The 17,668-nt window shown below is 63.6% G+C and carries 11 protein-coding genes and 2 pseudogenes; 8 read left to right on the forward strand and 5 right to left on the reverse strand.

Annotated features, from left to right (window positions below; translation table 11 throughout):
• Positions 1 to 10: 10 nt before the first annotated feature.
• A pseudogene (locus tag HK436_RS26625) lies at positions 11 to 1,176 on the forward strand (patatin-like phospholipase family protein).
• Here HK436_RS26625 and HK436_RS26630 read toward each other — a convergent pair.
• The gene (locus tag HK436_RS26630; protein ID WP_244649459.1) at positions 1,151 to 1,765 is read right to left on the reverse strand and encodes a TetR/AcrR family transcriptional regulator; all 615 of its coding nucleotides are present in this window, start codon (positions 1,763 to 1,765) and stop codon (positions 1,151 to 1,153) included. The pseudogene HK436_RS26625 and the gene HK436_RS26630 sit on opposite strands and share 26 nt — an antisense overlap.
• Before the next feature lie 75 nt (positions 1,766 to 1,840).
• Here HK436_RS26630 and HK436_RS26635 point away from each other — a divergent pair, with 75 nt between their 5' ends.
• From HK436_RS26635 to HK436_RS26660, 6 genes and pseudogenes are all read left to right on the forward strand, one after another.
• Positions 1,841 to 2,299 (forward strand): (2Fe-2S)-binding protein, encoded by a 459-nt coding sequence (locus HK436_RS26635; protein WP_173194679.1) that lies wholly within the window; start codon positions 1,841 to 1,843, stop codon positions 2,297 to 2,299.
• Between the two features lie 2 nt (positions 2,300 to 2,301).
• The gene (locus tag HK436_RS26640; RefSeq protein WP_173194680.1) at positions 2,302 to 4,578 is read left to right on the forward strand and encodes a xanthine dehydrogenase family protein molybdopterin-binding subunit; all 2,277 of its coding nucleotides are present in this window, start codon (positions 2,302 to 2,304) and stop codon (positions 4,576 to 4,578) included.
• Positions 4,575 to 5,177 (forward strand): hypothetical protein, encoded by a 603-nt coding sequence (locus tag HK436_RS26645; RefSeq protein ID WP_173194681.1) that lies wholly within the window; start codon positions 4,575 to 4,577, stop codon positions 5,175 to 5,177. Before HK436_RS26640 ends, HK436_RS26645 begins: the two co-directional genes overlap by 4 nt.
• A gap of 327 nt (positions 5,178 to 5,504) precedes the next feature.
• Positions 5,505 to 6,644 (forward strand): efflux RND transporter periplasmic adaptor subunit, encoded by a 1,140-nt coding sequence (locus HK436_RS26650; RefSeq protein WP_173194682.1) that lies wholly within the window; start codon positions 5,505 to 5,507, stop codon positions 6,642 to 6,644.
• Between the two features lie 4 nt (positions 6,645 to 6,648).
• Positions 6,649 to 9,829, forward strand: a pseudogene (locus tag HK436_RS26655) (efflux RND transporter permease subunit).
• Between the two features lie 111 nt (positions 9,830 to 9,940).
• Positions 9,941 to 10,099 (forward strand): DUF3309 family protein, encoded by a 159-nt coding sequence (locus HK436_RS26660; protein WP_173194683.1) that lies wholly within the window; start codon positions 9,941 to 9,943, stop codon positions 10,097 to 10,099.
• Positions 10,100 to 10,119: 20 nt separating this feature from the next.
• On the opposite strand, the gene HK436_RS26665 is transcribed toward HK436_RS26660, so the two are convergent.
• Complete coding sequence (locus HK436_RS26665; RefSeq protein WP_173194684.1) at positions 10,120 to 11,295, reverse strand: MFS transporter; 1,176 nt, start codon at positions 11,293 to 11,295, stop codon at positions 10,120 to 10,122.
• 250 nt (positions 11,296 to 11,545) lie between these two features.
• Between HK436_RS26665 and HK436_RS33265 the strand changes: the two genes are divergently transcribed.
• Positions 11,546 to 12,355, forward strand: coding sequence for an SH3 domain-containing protein (locus HK436_RS33265; protein WP_173194685.1), 810 nt, complete (start codon positions 11,546 to 11,548; stop codon positions 12,353 to 12,355).
• A gap of 71 nt (positions 12,356 to 12,426) precedes the next feature.
• Here the strand turns inward: HK436_RS33265 and pyc are convergent, their stop codons facing one another.
• From pyc to HK436_RS26685, 3 genes are all read right to left on the reverse strand, one after another.
• Positions 12,427 to 15,885 carry a pyruvate carboxylase gene (gene pyc, locus HK436_RS26675; RefSeq protein WP_173194686.1) on the reverse strand — a complete coding sequence of 1,153 codons (3,459 nt, stop codon included), beginning with the start codon at positions 15,883 to 15,885 and terminating at the stop codon, positions 12,427 to 12,429.
• A gap of 158 nt (positions 15,886 to 16,043) precedes the next feature.
• Entirely contained in the window at positions 16,044 to 17,129 is a 1,086-nt protein-coding gene (locus HK436_RS26680; protein WP_244649460.1) for a branched-chain amino acid ABC transporter substrate-binding protein, read from the reverse strand.
• 205 nt (positions 17,130 to 17,334) lie between these two features.
• Complete coding sequence (locus HK436_RS26685; RefSeq protein ID WP_173194688.1) at positions 17,335 to 17,667, reverse strand: DUF6867 family protein; 333 nt, start codon at positions 17,665 to 17,667, stop codon at positions 17,335 to 17,337.
• Position 17,668 lies beyond the last annotated feature (1 nt).

A 17,668-nucleotide genomic window follows, 5' to 3' on the forward strand; every position in this document is an offset into this window, starting at 1 on the left:
GGAGCACGACATGAACGCGGACGCGACATCGGCCGACAAAAAGCCGGTCAACATAGCGCTGCAGGGTGGCGGTTCGCACGGCGCCTTTACCTGGGGTGTGCTCGATCGCCTGCTTGAAGACGGGCGGCTGGACATTGCCGCCATATCCGGCACAAGCGCAGGCGCAATGAACGCGGTGGCGCTGGCGCATGGCTGGGCCACCAATGAGCCGAGGGCGCCCGGCAAAAGCTTCACGACTTCTGGCGTGCGGTCGCCCAGCAGGGCCGCTTCAGCCCCGTCCGACGGATGCCGTGGGACGTGCTGTGGGGCAACTGGTCGGTCGAGAACACGCCGGGCTATCTGTGGTTCGACGCCTTCTCGCGGATTTTCTCGCCCTACAGCGCCAATCCGTTCAACCACAATCCGCTACGCGATGTGGTCCGCACGGAGATCGATTTCGATCTGGTGCGCCGCTGCACGGGGCCGAAACTTTTCATCTCGGCCACCAATGTCGAGACAGGCCAGTTGCGCGTGTTCGAGACGAGTGAGATCACACTGGACACGGTGATGGCCTCGGCCTGCCTGCCGCAGATATTCCAGGCCGTCGAGATCGACGGCACACCCTATTGGGACGGCGGTTATGGCGGCAACCCGGCGCTCTATCCGTTCTTCTACGCGACGCCGGTCGAGGATGTGCTGCTGGTGCAGATCAACCCGGTGGAACGGGAGGGCGCGCCACGCTCGGCCCGCGAAATCCAGAACCGCATCGACGAGATCACCTTCAACGCGGCGATGCTTCGCGAATTCCGTGCCATCGCCTTCGTCAACGAACTGATCGAGAGCGGCCAACTTGAGCGCGGCCAGTATCGGCAGATCCGCATGCACAGGATCGACGCCGACGAGGCGTTCAAGGATCTCTCCGCCTCGTCGAAGGTCAACGCCGAATGGGCATTCCTCGAATATCTGCGCGATCTCGGCCGCTCGGCCGCTGAAGACTGGCTGGCGGAAAGCTACGATGATGTCGGCGAGCGCGCCTCGCTGGACATTTCCGGCGAACTGGCCCCGGGTCTTGCGGCGCGACCGCGCAAGACGGCAGGCGCCCGCGTGCGCGATTTCCTGGCCACCCGCAAGCGGCCGCCGTCAGCCAATCATCACCGCCCGCGCGGCGAGCCTACGGATTCAGAACCGCGCCGATAACCTTCAGATAGAGCTTGCCGCGTTCCATATGCTCCTTGGGATCGGCAATGCGGGCCTTCATACCTTCCATCGCGTCGTTCAGCATTGTCGCGAGGGTTTGAGCGGAAAAACCCTTGGCTTCCAGGTCGACGCCATTCTTGAGCGCCTCGGTCTCGATGACCTGCGCCAGGACCGCGTCCAGTCGTCCCCGCCATTCGGTCATCACATCGCCGGCAAGGTGATTCTTGACGTCGAGGAGTTCGGGGCCGTGCGGCGTCTCCTCTATCTCGCGCATCATGCAGTAGAAGACGCCTTCGCACATCCGGTCCAGCCGGGCCGCCAACGGGCCTTCCTCTGCCAGCACAGCTTCCGTGCGAGCCAGTAGTTCGTTCAGGAATTGTGAGGCGAGCGCCCTGTAGATGTCGGCCTTGTTGCGGAAGACAAGATAGAGTGCCGGCCGGGAGATTTCGGCCGCCCTGGCGATATCGTCCATGGTGGTGCGATCGTAGCCATACGCCAGGAAAACCTTGAACGCGCCCTCCAGGATGCGCTCGCGGCGCTCATCTGAGGGCTGACGTCGTTTGTCGCTGGTTGGCGCGGCCATGGTCATGAGACTGTCTTGACAAAATAACAAAATTTGTCAAGGTGTCCGCGATCAACCCCGACGGCCTGCAAAGGTATTCCCATGCAACTCGAAGTCGACGGTCGGCAGATCGATATCCAGGTCGATCCCCAGATGCCACTCCTGTGGGCCTTGCGCGATGTCGCGGGCATCCTTGGTCCAAAATTCGGCTGCGGCATCGCAGCCTGCGGCGCGTGTACCGTTCTCATCGACGGCGCTCCCGTCCGGTCCTGCGTATTGCCGGTGGGCGACGTCACGGGCCGGGTCACGACGATTGAGGGGCTTGCCCGCGACGGGGCGCTTCACCGGGTTCAGCAGGCCTGGCTGGACGAGCAGGTCGCGCAGTGCGGCTATTGCCAGGCGGGACAGATCATGACCGCGGTGGCGCTGCTCGAAGAGATCCCCGACCCCACCGACGAAGACATCGACAAGGCCATGGCCGGCAATCTTTGCCGCTGCGGCACCTATCCCAGGATACGGGCCGCCATCAAGCGCGCTGCCGGCAACGGGACGGAGGCCTGACCATGTCGCGTCTCGGAACGATCACCCGCCGAACCTTTCTCGGCCTGGCAGCAGTCGCAGCCGGCGGCATCGCCGTCGGCTATTACTACTACCGCAAGCCCTACCCCAACCCGCTTGAAGACGGCCTCGCCGAGGGCGAAGTCACGTTCAACCCGTATGTGAAAATCGGCACCGACGAGACCATCACCGTCATCGCACCGCGTGCGGAGATGGGCCAGGGCATCTCGACGACGCTGGCGGCCTTCGTCGCGGAAGAGCTCGACGTGACGCTGGACCGCGTCAGGGTCGAGCACGGCCCTGCGTCTTACGCCTATTACAACGCGGCGCTGCTTGAAGAAGGCGGCGGCTTTGATTTCTGGGACGACAGCTTTACCGCCGAGACCGTGCGCGGAATGATGGGCGGCGCAGGCAAGATGCTGGGTCTGCAGGCAACCGGCGGCTCGACCGCCGCGCGCGACGGCTTCGACAGGATGCGCCAGGCCGGCGCTGCCGCGCGAACGATGCTGATCGACGCAGCCGCCACACGTCTGGGCGTTGCAGCCACGGAACTCGAAACCGACAACGGCACCATCGTGCACGAGGCCTCTGGCCGCAGCCTCACCTATGGAAGCGTGGCGACGGACGCCGCAGAGCTGTCGCCTCCTTCGGAGGTGCGGCTGAAGGAGCCCACGCAGTGGAAACTGCTCGGCAAGCCGCAGCCGCGCGTCGACATGCTCGACAAGGTCACCGGCGCGCCGATCTTCGGCATCGACGTCAGACAGCCCGACATGCTGTTCGCGACCGTGCGTATGAGCCCGGTATTCGGCGCGAAGCCGGTTCGGTCAGACCTGGCGGCGGCGGAAGCCTTGCCGGGCGTGGTCAAGATCGTGCCGATAGAATCGACCTATGGCAGCGGCTTCGGCGTCATCGCGGAGAACACCTGGGCTGCCTTCAAGGCTGCGGAAGCGATCGATGTCGAATGGGGCGAGCCAGCATATCCCGTCACCCATGACGCCATCGTCGCAATGATCGCGGATGCCGCGCGATCCGGCGACGCAAGCGCGATGCGGGACGACGGCGACGTGGATGTCGCTTTCGCCGACGCGCCACCCGAGCGCGTCATCGAGGCCGAATATTCGGTTCCCTACCTGGCGCATGCGCCGATGGAGCCGATGAACTGCACCGCGCGCCTGAAAGATGGCGTGCTTGATGTCTGGGCGCCGAACCAGATGCCGGTGCTCGTTCGCTGGTTCTGCTCGGACATCGCCGGCGTGCCAGGCGAGCGCACCAACGTCCACACCACATCGATGGGCGGTGCGTTCGGGCGACGCGGTGAACTGGATTACGCGCTCTATGCGACGATCCTCGCCAAAGAGACCGACGGACGCCCGGTGCAGGTGACCTGGACCCGTGAGGAAGATATGCGACGCGGGGTCTATCGCCCTGCTTCGGCTGGCCTCTTCCGGGCGCGCATCGGCGACGACGGCCTGCCGGTTGCGGTCGATATGCGCATCGCCGCGCAGAACATGATGGCGTCGCTGACGTCGCGGCTGTTTCCGTCCCTGCCGGCTGGCGGATCTGATCCTGCGATCACCGACGGGTCGCGCAATCAGCCCTACACGATCCCCAACTACCGGGTGTCGGAGATCCAGGTGCCGCTGACCATCCCAGTCAGCTTCTGGCGCTCGGTGGGCAACTCGGTCAACGGCTTCTTCCACGAGGCTTTCATGGATGAGATCGCCCATGCCGGCGGCATCGATCCGGTGGAGATGAGGCGAAAGCTCATGGCCGACTTTCCGGCGGCCGTCGCCGTCGTAGACAAGGTCGCGGAAATGTCGGGCTGGGGCGAACCTCTGCCTGAAGGCAAGGCAAAAGGGTTCGCCTTCACCCTTTCGTTTGGAAGCTGGTGCGGACAGGTTGTCCAGATCGCCGACACCCCGGCGGGCATCAAGCTGGAAAAGATGTGGATCGCAGTGGATGTCGGCACGGCGCTCGACCCCGGCATCATCGAGACACAGATGACGTCCGGCGCCGTCTTCGGCCTTTCAGCGGCCATGGGACAGGAGTTGACCTTCACGGACGGCAAGGTCGACCAGTCAAATTTCCACGATTTCGACGCCATGCGCATGCATCAGGCCCCGGCGTTCGAGGTCGCGATCCTCCAGAACTTCCACAAGATGGGCGGCGTCGGCGAAGTCGGCACGCCACCCGCCGCTCCCGCGCTGGCAAATGCAATCTTCGCATTGACCGGCAAGCGCATACGCTCCCTCCCGCTCGGCAAGGAGGTTGCCTTCGCATGAATTCGAAACCCGTCATCCTGGCTGCTCTGGTATCCCTCTTTGCGCCGGCACCGTTTGCAGCTTCCTTCGCGCAGACGGCCCAGCAGCAGGAGCCGGCGGTCGACCGCGAACGCGGGCTTGAGGAGTGGGAGAAGGTCAACGCAGTTTTCTCGCATCCGCGGTGTGCCAACTGCCATGTCGAGGACGAGCATCCACGCTGGTCGGGCCGTCATTACGGCGGAACGCGTTTCCACGCCTTCAACGTGCAGCGCGGCGACGATGGATCCGGTTTCGGCAATGCAGGCCTGCGCTGCTCGACCTGCCATTTCGAGACCAATTCGCAGGTCCTGCACGGCCCGCCGGGTGCCGAGAACTGGCATCTGGCGCCGGCGGAGATGGTGTGGTTCGGCAAGACTTCGGCCGAAATCTGCGAGCAGATCAAGGACCCGGCGCGAAACGGCGATCGTTCCCTTCAGGAGGTTGCCACGCATGTTCGCGACGACGCACTCGTTGCCTGGGGCTGGGATCCTGGCCCCGGACGGGAACCCGCGCCGGGCAGCGCGGAGGAAACCTATGAGGCAATTCTCGCATGGGAGGCTGCGGGAGCCCCATGTCCTTGAATTGTCTTTATTTTATGTCGCCTCGAGGTCAGGTTGCAATGCCGGCGACAGCCGGTGGTGATGAGCCGAATACAATATTGAACGGATGCTGTCGGGTTGACGGTTCGTCAAACGTCCTTCGCGGCGAAGGCTGACAACCCATTGTCAGGAGTGATCGGAAGATCACAAGTTCTGACTATGTTGCACCGCAAAATTGAGGTAGAACCCCGTGCTTTTCGCATTGATTGCGGACCGCCGGATTGAATGGGAAACGACGCACCCCCATATCGACGCCTTCCGTAGGGGTACGCGACCCACTGGGGCATCGCTCGCTGGATTTCGAAGAACATGCCAAAGATCAAGTTCCACAAGGTAGCGGCGGTCGCCGTTCTCATCGCAACCGCCGCTTGGGTGGCAACGGGCGAATTCTCGTCGGTCGGCAGCGCCGCAGACGAAGAAGCCGCTGCGCCAACGCCCGCAGAAACCCAGGAAGAGCAGACGCCGCCGCGCACAGTCGCGGTGGTTCAGCCGCCACGCGTCGACCATTCGCGTGCGATCCGTCTGTCGGGAACCACCGACGCGGACAAGCGGGCCGTGCTTGCCACGCGTGCGGCCGGTGTCATCGAAGACCTGCCGATCCGCCAAGGCTCGCGTGTCGAGAAGGGCGACCTGATCGCCAAGCTTGAAGCCGAAGGCAAGGAAGCCTCGGTCGAAACAGCACGCCAGTTGCTCGCCCAGCGCGAAGCCGAGGCCGACGCGGCCAGCCGCTTGGCCAAGACGGGTAGCATGCCCAAGCTTCAGCTCGACAACGCGATGTCCGCGCTCGCTTCCGCCCGCTCGCAGCTCGAGATGGCGCAGGCCGAACTTGACCGCAACACGCTGCGGGCACCGTTTGCAGGCATCATCGACAAGGTCGACGTCGAGCTTGGCAGCTCCGTCAGCCAGGGCGCGCAGGTCGCCACCATCATCAATCTCGATCCGATCCTCGCACGCGGGGAGGTTTCCGAGCGCGACCTCGCTTACGTGGAGACCGGCGACAAGGCCGAAGTTCGCCTCGTCAACGGCATGACGGTCGAAGGCGAAATCCGCTACATCAGCCGCGATGCGACCGCCGCCACCCGCACATTCCGCGTCGAGGTTGCCGTGCCGAATGCGGACCGCAAAGTGCCGGCCGGCATGACCGCCGAGGTCACGTTGCGCGCCGATCCGGTCTCAGCAACGATCCTTCCGCGTTCGGTCGTCACGCTCAGCAATACGGGCGACCTCGGCATTCGCGCCGTCAATGGCGACAACGAGGTGGTGTTCTACCCGATCGATCTGGTCGACGACACGCCCAAAGGCCTGGTCCTCGGCGGCATCCCCGCAGATGCACGGGTAATCGTTGAAGGCCAGGAACTGGTCACCGAAGGCGACGTCGTGAACCCCGTCGAAGCCGACAAAGAGATGATCAACAAGCTGGTCAGCGAAGCGACCGGCGGGACGCAATGAGCTCATGGACATCGTCAAACTTGCCATACGCAACGCAAGACTGACCCTCTCGGTCCTTCTGTTTCTGGTCATCGCAGGCGCTCTCGCCTACCAGTCGGTGCCAAAGGAAGCCGAGCCTGACGTTGCGATCCCGATCATTTATGTGAGCCTGACCTACCAGGGCATCTCTCCGGAAGATCGGAGCGTCTGCTGCTGCGGCCTGTCGAGACCAAGCTCAAGACGATCAAGGGCGTCAAGGAAATGCGCTCCTCCGCCTATCAGGGCGGCGGCTTCGTGCTGCTTGAATTCGACCCCTCGACCGACCTGAAGACGGCCCTGGACGACACCCGCAGCAAGGTTGACGACGCCCGGGGTGACATTCCTCAGGGCGCGGACGAGCCGACGGTTCACGAGGTCAACGTTTCCGAATTTCCGGTTCTGGTCGTCACGCTTTCCGGCCATGTGCCCGAGCGCGTGCTGACGAGAGCAGCGCGCGAGCTGCGCGACCGCATGGAAGAAATTCCGGGCGTGCTGGAAGCCTCGCTGCAAGGCGCGCGCGACGATCTCGTCGAGGTCGTGATCGACCCGATGAAGCTCTCATCCTATGGCCTGCGCCTCGACCAGATGATCCAGTCCATCGGGGCCTCCAACAGCCTTGTGGCAGCCGGTGCTCTCGAGGGCGACGAGGGCAAGTTTGCCGTCAAGGTGCCCTCGCTGATCGAGACAGTCGAGGACGTCGCCAACCTGCCGATCGTCGCGGGCCCCAATGCTGTGGTGCGGGCGCAGGATCTCGCCACCATCCGCTCGACCTACAAGGACGCCGAGACGATCACGCGCATCAATGGCGCGCCGGCGATCGCTATCGAAGTCAAGAAGCGCACGGGCGCCAACATTGTCGATACGATCAATGGCGCGAAGGCGCTCGCGGATCAGTTTGCGGCCGAGTTGCCGGAAGGCATGACCGTCACCTACACCCAGGACAAGTCGGTCTTCGTCAACCAGCTCCTGAACGACCTCCAGAACCACGTGCTCATCGCGGTCATCCTGGTCTTCATCATCATTCTCTACTCGCTGTCCGGCCGCTCCTCGATGCTGATCGGCCTTGCAATCCCGTCCTCATTCCTGATGGGTATCCTGGCGCTGGCGATGATGGGCTACACGATCAACATGATCGTGCTGTTCAGTCTCATCCTTGCCGTGGGCATGCTGGTGGACGACGCGATCATCGTCACCGAGTTCGCGGAAAGGCGGATGTCGGAAGGCATGCCGCGCGAACAGGCGTTCGAGCTGGCGGCCAAGCGCATGGCGGGTCCTGTGATCGCGGCAACGATGACGCGTATCGCAGCGTTCTCGCCGCTGCTGTTCTGGCCCGGCATCGTCGGCGACTTCATGAAGTACATGCCGATCACACTGATCGTCACGCTCGCAGCCTCAATGCTCTATGCGCTGGTCTTTACCCCGACGCTCGGGGCCATGTTCGCCAAAGCGCATGTCGAGCCGGAAGGCTCCCATCGCGACGGCTGGTACATGGCGATCGTCAAGCAGGCAGTGCGTTTTCCGGTCACCGTGCTGGTCCTGACGGTGGGCCTGCTCGCCGGTGTCTTCTACTCCTATTCGCAATACGGCGCCGGCGTGGAATTCTTCCCGAGCGTGGAGCCCGACTACGGCCTGCTTTACGTGCACGCCCGCGGCAATCTCTCGCTGGCAGAGATGGACGCCGCGACGAGCGAGGCCGAAAGCCGTCTGCTTGGCTGGCCAGGCATCGATCTGTCTATACCCGCGTCGGCAAGACGCAGGGCGGAGGGCAGGACATCCCCGAGGATGTCGTCGGCGTCATCCAGTACGAGTTCGTCGACTGGCGCGAGCGTAAGTCCGCGAACGCCATCCTCGATGACCTGCGCGTTGCGATGGCTGGCATTCCCGGCGTCGACGTTGAGGTGCGCGTGCCCGATGCGGGCCCACCAACCGGCAAGCCTATTCAGGTTCGCCTGTCGGCTACCGATCCCCAGAACCTCAATGACCATGCGCGTGACGTGGCCGCAAAGATCGCCCAGGTGCCCGGTGTGATCGACATCTCGGACGGACTGCCGCCACCCGGCGTCGACTGGGCACTGGAAGTCGACCGCACCAAGGCCGCCCAATACGGCATCAGCCCGTCCTCCGTCGGTACGGTCGTCCAGCTCGTGACCACTGGTCTCAAGCTGACCGACTATCGCCCCGCCGGGGCCGACGATGCGGTGGATATTCGCCTGCGCCTGCCCGAGGATCGCCGCACGCTGTCGACGCTCGACCAGCTCCGCGTCGAGACCGCGCAGGGTTCGGTGCCGATCTCGAATTTCGTCTCCCGCGTTGCCGAGCCGCGCACCGGTATCTTGTCGCGTATCGACGGCCAGCGCACGATCGTGGTGCAGGCCAATGTCGGCCATGGCTTCCAGGTAGCCGAAGTCCAGGCACAGGTGGCCGAGGCTGTCGGCGGCATGGAGCTCGCCGGCACGAACTGGAAACTCGCCGGGTCCAGCCAGGAGAGTGACGAGGCCAGTGCGTTCCTCGCCAACGCCTTCGGCGCGGCGATCTTCCTGATCTTCATCGTGCTACTGGCGCAGTTCAACAAGTTCACCAGCGTATTCCTGGTTCTGATGACGGTGGTCATGTCCACCATCGGCGTGTTCCTCGGGTTGCTGCTGACCGGCCAGACCTTCGGCATCGTGATGTCGGGTATCGGCGTCATCGCGCTCGCTGGCGTGGTAGTGAACAACAACATCGTGCTCATCGACACCTATGACCGTCTTCGCGAGGAAGGCTGGTCGAAGATGGACGCGGTGCTGCAGACCTGCCGCGAACGCGCGCGTCCGGTGGTTCTGACCGCCGTCTCGGCGATCATGGGCGTGCTGCCGATCGCATTCGGTCTGGGGCTGGAACTGTTCCACCATGAAACGACGATCAACGCGCCGTCGACGCAGTGGTGGATTTCTCTGTCGAGCGCGATTGTCTACGGCCTCGCCTTCGCGACCGTGCTGACGCTCGTCGTGACGCCCTCGGCGCTGATGGTGTTCACCCGCGACAAGCGGCCGGAAGGCCACCGCAGCCTGCTGTCGCGCCTGTTCAGGCGCGGCAAGGGCGGCACTGTGGACACGACGAAGGATGCCGACAGCAAGCCTGCGATCGCCAACGATGAAGGCGTGGCCTACCCCAAGGCAGCCGAATAAGGAAAAGGCGCCTCCGGATCATCACGGGGGCGCCGACCGTCCTGCCGGGAACCAATCCCCTCCAAGCAGCATTTATGTCGTGTTTCACGCCACTATGCGAAGGGGACCATCATGTCGCTCGGCACAATTCTCATCATCATCCTGATACTGATCCTGCTCGGCGCTGTGCCGGCGTGGCCGCACTCGCGCGGTTGGGGCTATGGCCCGTCCGGCATTCTCGGCGTCGTGCTGGTGGTCGTGTTGATCCTGGTGTTGATGGGCAGGATCTGACCCTGCCCACATGACAGTACCTACTCGGCGGGCTGGTGAGCCACGAAGTCCGCCGAGCGGGCAAGCCCCGCCATGAGGCTCACCACCACCAGCAGCCCCGACAGCGCGACGAATATGAGGGCAAAGCCGACGCGCTCGCCCAGAAAGCCGATCGCCGAGGGCGCAACCAGAATGCCCGAATAGCCCATTGTGGTAACCACGCTCATACCGGTGCCCGATTCGATGCCATCCTGGTTTCCGGCCGCCGAGAAGGCGATCGGCACCATATTGGCAATGCCGAGCCCCGAGAACGCGAAAGCCGCGATCGCAAGCCATGCATGCGGCGCCAGTCCCGCGACCAGCATTCCCGCAGCAGCGATGAGGGCCGAGACCCGCAACGTGGCAACGGCGCCGAAGCGGTTGCGGACACCGTCTCCCAGGAACCGCATAGCAGCCATCGTCGCCGAGAACGCGGCAAACGCGAACCCTGCCGTCGCAATGTCGCTGCCCATCTCCTGCTGAAGGTAGAGGGCGGCCCAGTCCAGCACAGCCCCTTCCGGGATCATCGAGAACAGCGCCATGAAGCCGACAAGATAGACCAGCGGATTCGAAGGCCATGAAAAGCGCGCATGCTCCTGCGCTGCCGGCCGCTCGCCCTCGACCAGCATGCCGATTGCCACGGCCACGATGGCAAACACCACGACCGTGACCATACCGGCATGCGCGAGGTGGCCAACGGACTGGATGATGAGCCCGCCGCTCGCCCCGCCCGCAAAGCCGCCGAGGCTCCAGAAGCCGTGCGAAGACGACATGACCGCGCGGCCGAGGCGCTTCTCGACCACGACGGCATTGGTGTTCATGGCCACATCCATTGCGCCGATCACGCCGCCAAGGAAGAACATGGCGGGCGCTATCAGCCAGAGGTTGTTGGCCAGAGCCACCAACAAAAGCGCGAAAGAAGACAGTACCGCAAACACCCGCAGGATCGCGCGCGAGCCGTGCCGAGCCATCTGATAGCCGCACCAGGGCATCGCGACCAGCGCCCCCAGCCCGAACACGAGGATCAACAGACCCAGCGTCGTCTCGGTGATGCCGAGGCGCGAGAGCACCAGCGGAATCTGCGGTGCCCAGCTGCCGATGATAAATCCATTGGCGAAAAACATCGCAGCAACCGCAAGGCGGCCGCGTCGGGCGGCTAGTTTCGTATCCGTCGTCATTGATTTCCGCATCCTGATCGATCGCAGGTGAAACTAAATCGATTTAATCGCCAGTCAAGGCCATGTAGACGCAGAAAGATTGGGCCAGAATGCAGCAGGCGGCTTGTGGAAAAGCGCATTGCCACAAAGCCGACCAAACGCAGCCACATTCCGGTTCCATGGAACTAGGCACAAGGAGAGGGGCATAGCCGCCTGCGCGCTCGTGCAGGCAGGCGGGTTTGGGCACCATATCGCCCACATGGAGAACAGCGTGAAGAGTCCCTTCAAGTTCAAGCAAGTCCAGCAGCCTTTTCTCGCACCTCTCGGGTCCCGCTCGCGCGTCCCTCGTCTTCCGCGGCTGTCACGCGAAACGTGGGCCGAACTTCCCGCCTCCGCCGCGCCGATCGCCGTGACCCTTGTCGGCGGACTGGCACTGATCGTGTTGTTGGGAACGTTCCTGGGTCGCGAGGCCGGCAAGGATCACAGTCAGCCTGCTGTGGTTTCGGCCAGCGTGTCGGATGTAGAGCAGTCGGCGGCACAAGCCAGCCCGGTTGCAGCGCAAGCCGAGACATCCGGCGCGTCCGGTACATCCGATCAGGATGCGGTTGCGGCAGCCGCAGCAAAACCGGCCGTTCCGTCGGTCGAATCTGCCGGCCAGTTGCTGGAACCGGCCACCTTGGCTGGCAGCGGCAGTGCGTTCCAGCCGGATTTGGGGCGCACCTCGTCGATATTGCCAGCCAAGCCCGGCATCTCGGCCTTCGCACCTTCAGTTCCCGTCGCGGAATCGGAAGACGAGATCGCCAAGCTCGAAGCGATCCAGCGCCGCGAGGTCGAGGCCGATGTCGGAGCCCCCTCTGAGGAAGAAACCGCATCCATCGGCGCTATCGGAACGTCTTCGATGCAGCAGGCCACCACCACGCGCTATGTGAACATGCGTTCGGGACCTGCCGACGACTCGGAAGTGCTACTGGTTGTACCGGCGCTGGAAAAGGTCGAGGCCGAGGCGGACTGCGATTGGTGCTCCGTCCGATATGACGGTCGCACCGGCTACATCTACAAGACATTCCTCAGCTACGAGTGATCGGACGGCGGCCAAGCCGCCATCCCGGTACGCTCCGCACCCGCGAAAGGCAATTGAGCAGCGTTGGATAGCTAGGCGTACACCACCAGCAGATCCTTGGCGTCGATCTGGTCGCCCGCCTTCACCAGCACTTCGACGATTTCGCCGTCGCGTTCGGCATGAAGCGCCGTCTCCATTTTCATGGCCTCGATGGACAACAACACGTCGCCGGCCTTGACCGTCTGCCCCGCAGTGGCAGCCACGGTCGAGACCACACCCGGCATCGGCGCACCGACGTGCGCGGCGTTACCCGGCTCGGCCTTGCGCCTCGCCTTGCCGTTGGAAGCGCCATGCGCGCGGTCGGGCACCTTGATGCGACGCGGCTGGCCGTTGAGCTCGAAGAATACCGTGACCATGCCCTTCTCGTCAGTCTCGCCGATCGCAAGGCAGCGGATCACGAGCGTCTTGCCGCGCTCGATGTCGACGAAGATCTCGTCCTCCTGCTCCATCCCGTAGAAATAGGATGGCGTCGGCAGAACACTGACAGGGCCATACTCTTCCTGCGCGGCGGCAAAGTCGCTGAACACCTTGGGGTACATCAGCCAGGATGCGAATTCCGCATCCGAAATCGGCCGCTCCAGCTTCTCCTCGATTTCCTTGCGGTCCTTTTCGAGGTCGGCCGGCGCGAGCAGCGATCCGGGACGCACGGTGATGGGCTTCTCGTTCTTCAGCGCCTTCTTCTGCAGCGCGGCGGGCCAGCCACCGGGCGACTGCCCGAGATCGCCGCGCAGCATCGAGATCACCGAATCCGGGAAGGCGATGTCGCGGGCGGGATTCTCGACATCGGCGACGCTCAGGTCCTGGCTGACCATAGTCAGCGCCATGTCGCCGACGACCTTGGACGACGGCGTCACCTTGACGATGTCGCCGAACATGAGATTGACGTCGTGATAGGCCTGCGCCACCTCATGCCAGCGTGTTTCCAATCCCAGCGACCGTGCCTGCTCCTTGAGGTTGGTGAACTGCCCGCCCGGCATCTCGTGCAGATAGACTTCCGAGGCAGGTCCCTTGAGGTCGCTCTCGAACGCGGCGTACTGGTTGCGCACCGCCTCCCAGTAAAACGAAATCTTCCTGATCCACTCGGGGTCGAGCCCCGGGTCGCGCGCGTCGCCACGCAGCGCCTCGACGATCGAGCCGAGGCAAGGCTGGGAGGTATTGCCGGAAAAAGAATCCATGGCCGCATCGACCGCATCCACACCCGCCTCGACCGCGGCGAGCACGGTTGCAGCCGCGATGCCGCTGGTGTCGTGCGTATGGAAGTGGATCGGCAGGTCGGTCGCCTCGCGCAGCGCCTTGAACAGCGCCTTCGCCGCCGTCGGCTTCAACAGCCCCGCCATGTCCTTGACCGCGATTATATGCGCGCCGGCCTGCTCCAGTTCCTGCGTCAGCGAGACATAATAGTTCAGGTCGTATTTGGCGCGGTCCGGGTCGAGGATGTCGCCGGTGTAGCAGATGGCCGCCTCGCAGAGCTTGCCTTCCTCACGCACGGCATCCATCGAGACGCGCATGTTCTCCACCCAGTTCAGGCAGTCGAACACGCGGAAGAGATCGATCCCTCCGGCGGCCGCTTCCTTGACGAAATAGCGCACGACATTGTCGGGATAGTTGGTGTAGCCGACGCCGTTCGCGCCGCGCAGCAACATCTGCAGCAGAAGGTTGGGTGCAGCCTCCCGCACCAGTGAGAGCCGCTCCCACGGGTCCTCGGTGAGGAACCGCATCGCAACGTCGAAGGTAGCCCCACCCCAGCATTCGAGAGAGAGAAGCTGCGGCAGCGCGCGTGCATAGACGCCGGCGATGCCCGCGATGTCGTGCGTGCGCACGCGCGTCGCCAGCAGCGACTGGTGGCCATCGCGCATTGTGGTGTCGGTCATGAGCACGCGCGTTTGCGCGCGCATCCATTTTGCGAAACCGTCGGCACCAAACTCGTCGAATGTCTGCTTGCTACCATTCGGGATCGGCGCGTCGACATAGGGCACGCGCGGCGGGGCGGCTTCGGCATTGGGTCTCGGCCGGCCCCGCGTTTCCGGATGACCGTTGACGCTCACATCGGCCAGATAGTTCAGCAGCTTGGTCGCGCGGTCCTGCCGCTTGACCTGGCTGAACAGCTCCGGCGTCGTGTCGATGAACTTGGTGGTGTAGGTATTGTCGCGAAACTTCTCGTGGCCGATGATGGCCTCGAGAAAGGTGAGGTTGGTCGCCACGCCGCGGATACGGAACTCGCGCAGCGCACGGTCCATCCGTGCGATCGCCTCTTCGGCGGTGGGCGCCCAGGCCGTGACCTTTTCCAGCAGCGGGTCGTAGAACCGCGTGATGACGGCGCCTGAATAGGCCGTGCCTCCATCGAGCCGTATGCCGAAACCCGTCGCGCCGCGATAGGCGGTGATGCGGCCGTAGTCGGGGATGAAGTTCTGCTCCGGGTCTTCCGTCGTTATCCGGCACTGCAGGGCATGGCCGTGGAGCTTTATGTCGCCCTGTGCGGGAACGCCCGACGCGGGCGTGCCGATGGCTTCGCCTTCGAGGATGTGAATCTGCGCCTTCACGATGTCGATGCCCGTCACCTCCTCGGTGACGGTGTGCTCGACCTGGATGCGCGGGTTGACCTCGATAAAGTAGAACTTGCCGGTATCGGCATCCATCAGGAATTCGACCGTGCCCGCGCCGACATAGTCGGTGGCCTCGGCGATCTTCAGTGCATAGCCACAGAGCTCGGCGCGACGTTCGTTGTCGAGATAGGGCGCCGGGGCGCGTTCCACGACCTTCTGGTTGCGGCGCTGGATCGAGCAGTCGCGCTCGAACAGATGCACCGCATTGCCTTGCGTATCGCCCAGCACCTGCACTTCCACGTGGCGCGCGCGCTCCACGAGCTTTTCGAGATAGACCTCGTCTTTGCCGAACGCCGCCTTCGCCTCGCGCTTGGCTTCCGTAACCTCGCGGGCCAGGTCTTCCTCCGCGCGGATCGCGCGCATGCCGCGTCCGCCGCCGCCCCAGGAGGCTTTCAGCATGACCGGATAACCGATCTCGGCGGCCATCTTTCTGACCGCCTCCATGTCGTCCGGCAACGGTTCCGTCGCCGGCACGACCGGGACGCCGACCTCGACGGCCAGATTACGCGCAGCAACCTTGTTGCCCAGGCGCCGCATGGTCTCGGGCGACGGGCCGATGAATGTAATGCCGGCTTCGGCACAGGCCTCCGCGAATTCGGGACTTTCGGAGAGAAGGCCGTAACCCGGATGGATGGCGTCGACGCCGGCCTGCCTGGCGACCCGGATGACCTCATCGATCGAAAGGTAGCTCTCGATGGGGCCGAGATCCTTGGCGAGATGCGGCCCGCGCCCGATCGGATAGCTCTCGTCTGCCTTGAACCTGTGAAGCGAATATTTGTCTTCTTCCGCCCAGATGGCGACGGTCTTGATGCCCAGCTCATTGGCCGCGCGGAACACGCGGATGGCGATCTCGGAACGATTGGCGACGAGCAGCTTCCTGATCTTCAAAGGTGGCTCTCCGTTGGCATTTGTAGGACGGTCCGCTTTCCTTAGCGGTAATTTGCTGCACTGCAAACCTCAAGCTGAAGCAAGATTCGTTCGTCTTGCAACGCAAGACGGCCCGGCGCTTGCGCGCCGGGCCGTTCGATACCGGTTGATGCGGTGTCTTACTGCTCGAGATAGTCGTACTTGCCGTCTTTCCACTCGTAGAAGACGTAGCCGGGCAGCGTCACGTCGCCCTTGTCGTCAAACTCGAGCTCGCCGAGCACCGTGTTGAACTTGCCGTCGTTCAGCGCCGTCACGATCGGGTCGAAGTCGGTCGAGCCAGCCGTGGTTGCAGCCTCAGCCCATGCCTGGACAGCGGCGTATGTGTAGAGCACGTAGCCTTCCGGCTCGACGCCCTTGGCGCGGAACTTCTCGACCAGCGGCGCTGCATCCGGGTTCTTGCGCGGATCCGGCGAGAAGGTCATCAGCGTGCCTTCGCCTGCGTCACCGGTGATCGCCCAGTATTCGTCGGTGACCAGAGCGTCGCCCGACACCAGGACGGTGTCCATGCCCTGCTCTTTCATCTGACGCATCATCAGGCCGGCTTCGGTGTGGTAGCCACCAACATAGAGGACGCCAACGCCTTCGGCCTTCAGCTTGGAGACGAGCGCGCTGTAGTCTTTTTCACCAGCGGTGTAGGCTTCGTACATGGCCGGCTTTCCGCCCGCAGCCTCGTAAGCCGCCATCGTGGCGTCGGCGAGACCCTTGCCGTAAGCGGTCTTGTCGTGGACGAAAGCGACCTTCTTGTCGCCGAAGTTCTCAACGAGGAACTTGCCTGCAACGTCGCCCTGCTGATCGTCGCGACCGCAGACACGGAAGACGCCGTCGCCCGGACGCTCGTCGGTGAAGGTCGGGTTGGTCGAAGCCGGCGAGATCTGGACGATGCCTTCCTCGGCATAAACGGCCGAAGCCGGGATCGAGGAGCCCGAGCAGAAGTGACCGGCCATGAAGACAACGCCTTCGCCCGCCGCCTGGTTGGCGACCGCGACAGCCTGCTTCGGATCGCACGCATCGTCACCGACGAAGAGCTTCAGCATCTCGCCGTTGACGCCGCCGGCGGCGTTGATGTCTTCCACGGCCTGCTCGGCGCCAGCCTTCATCTGCTCACCGAACGCCGCATACTGGCCCGTCATCGGACCTGCGGTGCCGATGAGGATCTCTGCAAGCGCGGGGGTGGAGAATGCGAAGCTGAGCGCAACGCCCGCCAAGAGTGCTTTTTCATGATTGCTCCCATTAACACCTGACAAAACCGGCGCCGGCGAGGTTGGTGTCGAATGCCCCTGCCCGGCGGCATGCGGGTGTTCCCTACCCGCTTGAACCGACATAAAAGCCCAATTTCCCAATGAAATAAAGGCTTTTACGCCGAACTTTCGTCACTGCAACGGACTGCGGCAAGCTTGCCGCTCGGCAAGGTTAACCGGCCTGCGCTCGGCCGAGAAAACCATACTGCCTTGCCATTTGCTTCGACCGCGTCACCCTGAAGCCGATCGTGGCGATGACCAGCAGAACCACGAGGTCGACGAGATAATAATAGGGCGAGAGCAGCGTTCCGCTGAACAACGCGAAGTGGATGAAGCGCGTCGCCGCGGCAAGCAGCACCATATAGGCAATGATATGCCCCGTCCCCAGCCATGAATTCGCGAGCGCCCTTCCCGTCATGTAGGCTGCCGCCCCGGCCAGTATCACCGTGACGAAGACGAACTCCCAGATCGTGACTTCCCAGATCAGCGTGTTCTGATTTTCCATC

It is taken from the genome of Neoaquamicrobium sediminum, assembly GCF_013240295.1.
GTDB lineage: Bacteria > Pseudomonadota > Alphaproteobacteria > Rhizobiales > Rhizobiaceae > Aerobium > Aerobium sediminum.

Excerpts from the sequence above, each read along its gene's own strand:
- HK436_RS26630 (WP_244649459.1), bottom strand. The coding sequence starts at position 1,765 with ATGACCATGGCCGCGCCAACCAGCGACAAACGACGTCAGCCCTCAGAT.
- HK436_RS26635 (WP_173194679.1), top strand. The coding sequence starts at position 1,841 with ATGCAACTCGAAGTCGACGGTCGGCAGATCGATATCCAGGTCGATCCC.
- HK436_RS26640 (WP_173194680.1), top strand. The coding sequence starts at position 2,302 with ATGTCGCGTCTCGGAACGATCACCCGCCGAACCTTTCTCGGCCTGGCA.
- HK436_RS26645 (WP_173194681.1), top strand. The coding sequence starts at position 4,575 with ATGAATTCGAAACCCGTCATCCTGGCTGCTCTGGTATCCCTCTTTGCG.
- HK436_RS26650 (WP_173194682.1), top strand. The coding sequence starts at position 5,505 with ATGCCAAAGATCAAGTTCCACAAGGTAGCGGCGGTCGCCGTTCTCATC.
- HK436_RS26660 (WP_173194683.1), top strand. The coding sequence starts at position 9,941 with ATGTCGCTCGGCACAATTCTCATCATCATCCTGATACTGATCCTGCTC.
- HK436_RS26665 (WP_173194684.1), bottom strand. The coding sequence starts at position 11,295 with ATGACGACGGATACGAAACTAGCCGCCCGACGCGGCCGCCTTGCGGTT.
- HK436_RS26685 (WP_173194688.1), bottom strand. The coding sequence starts at position 17,667 with ATGGAAAATCAGAACACGCTGATCTGGGAAGTCACGATCTGGGAGTTC.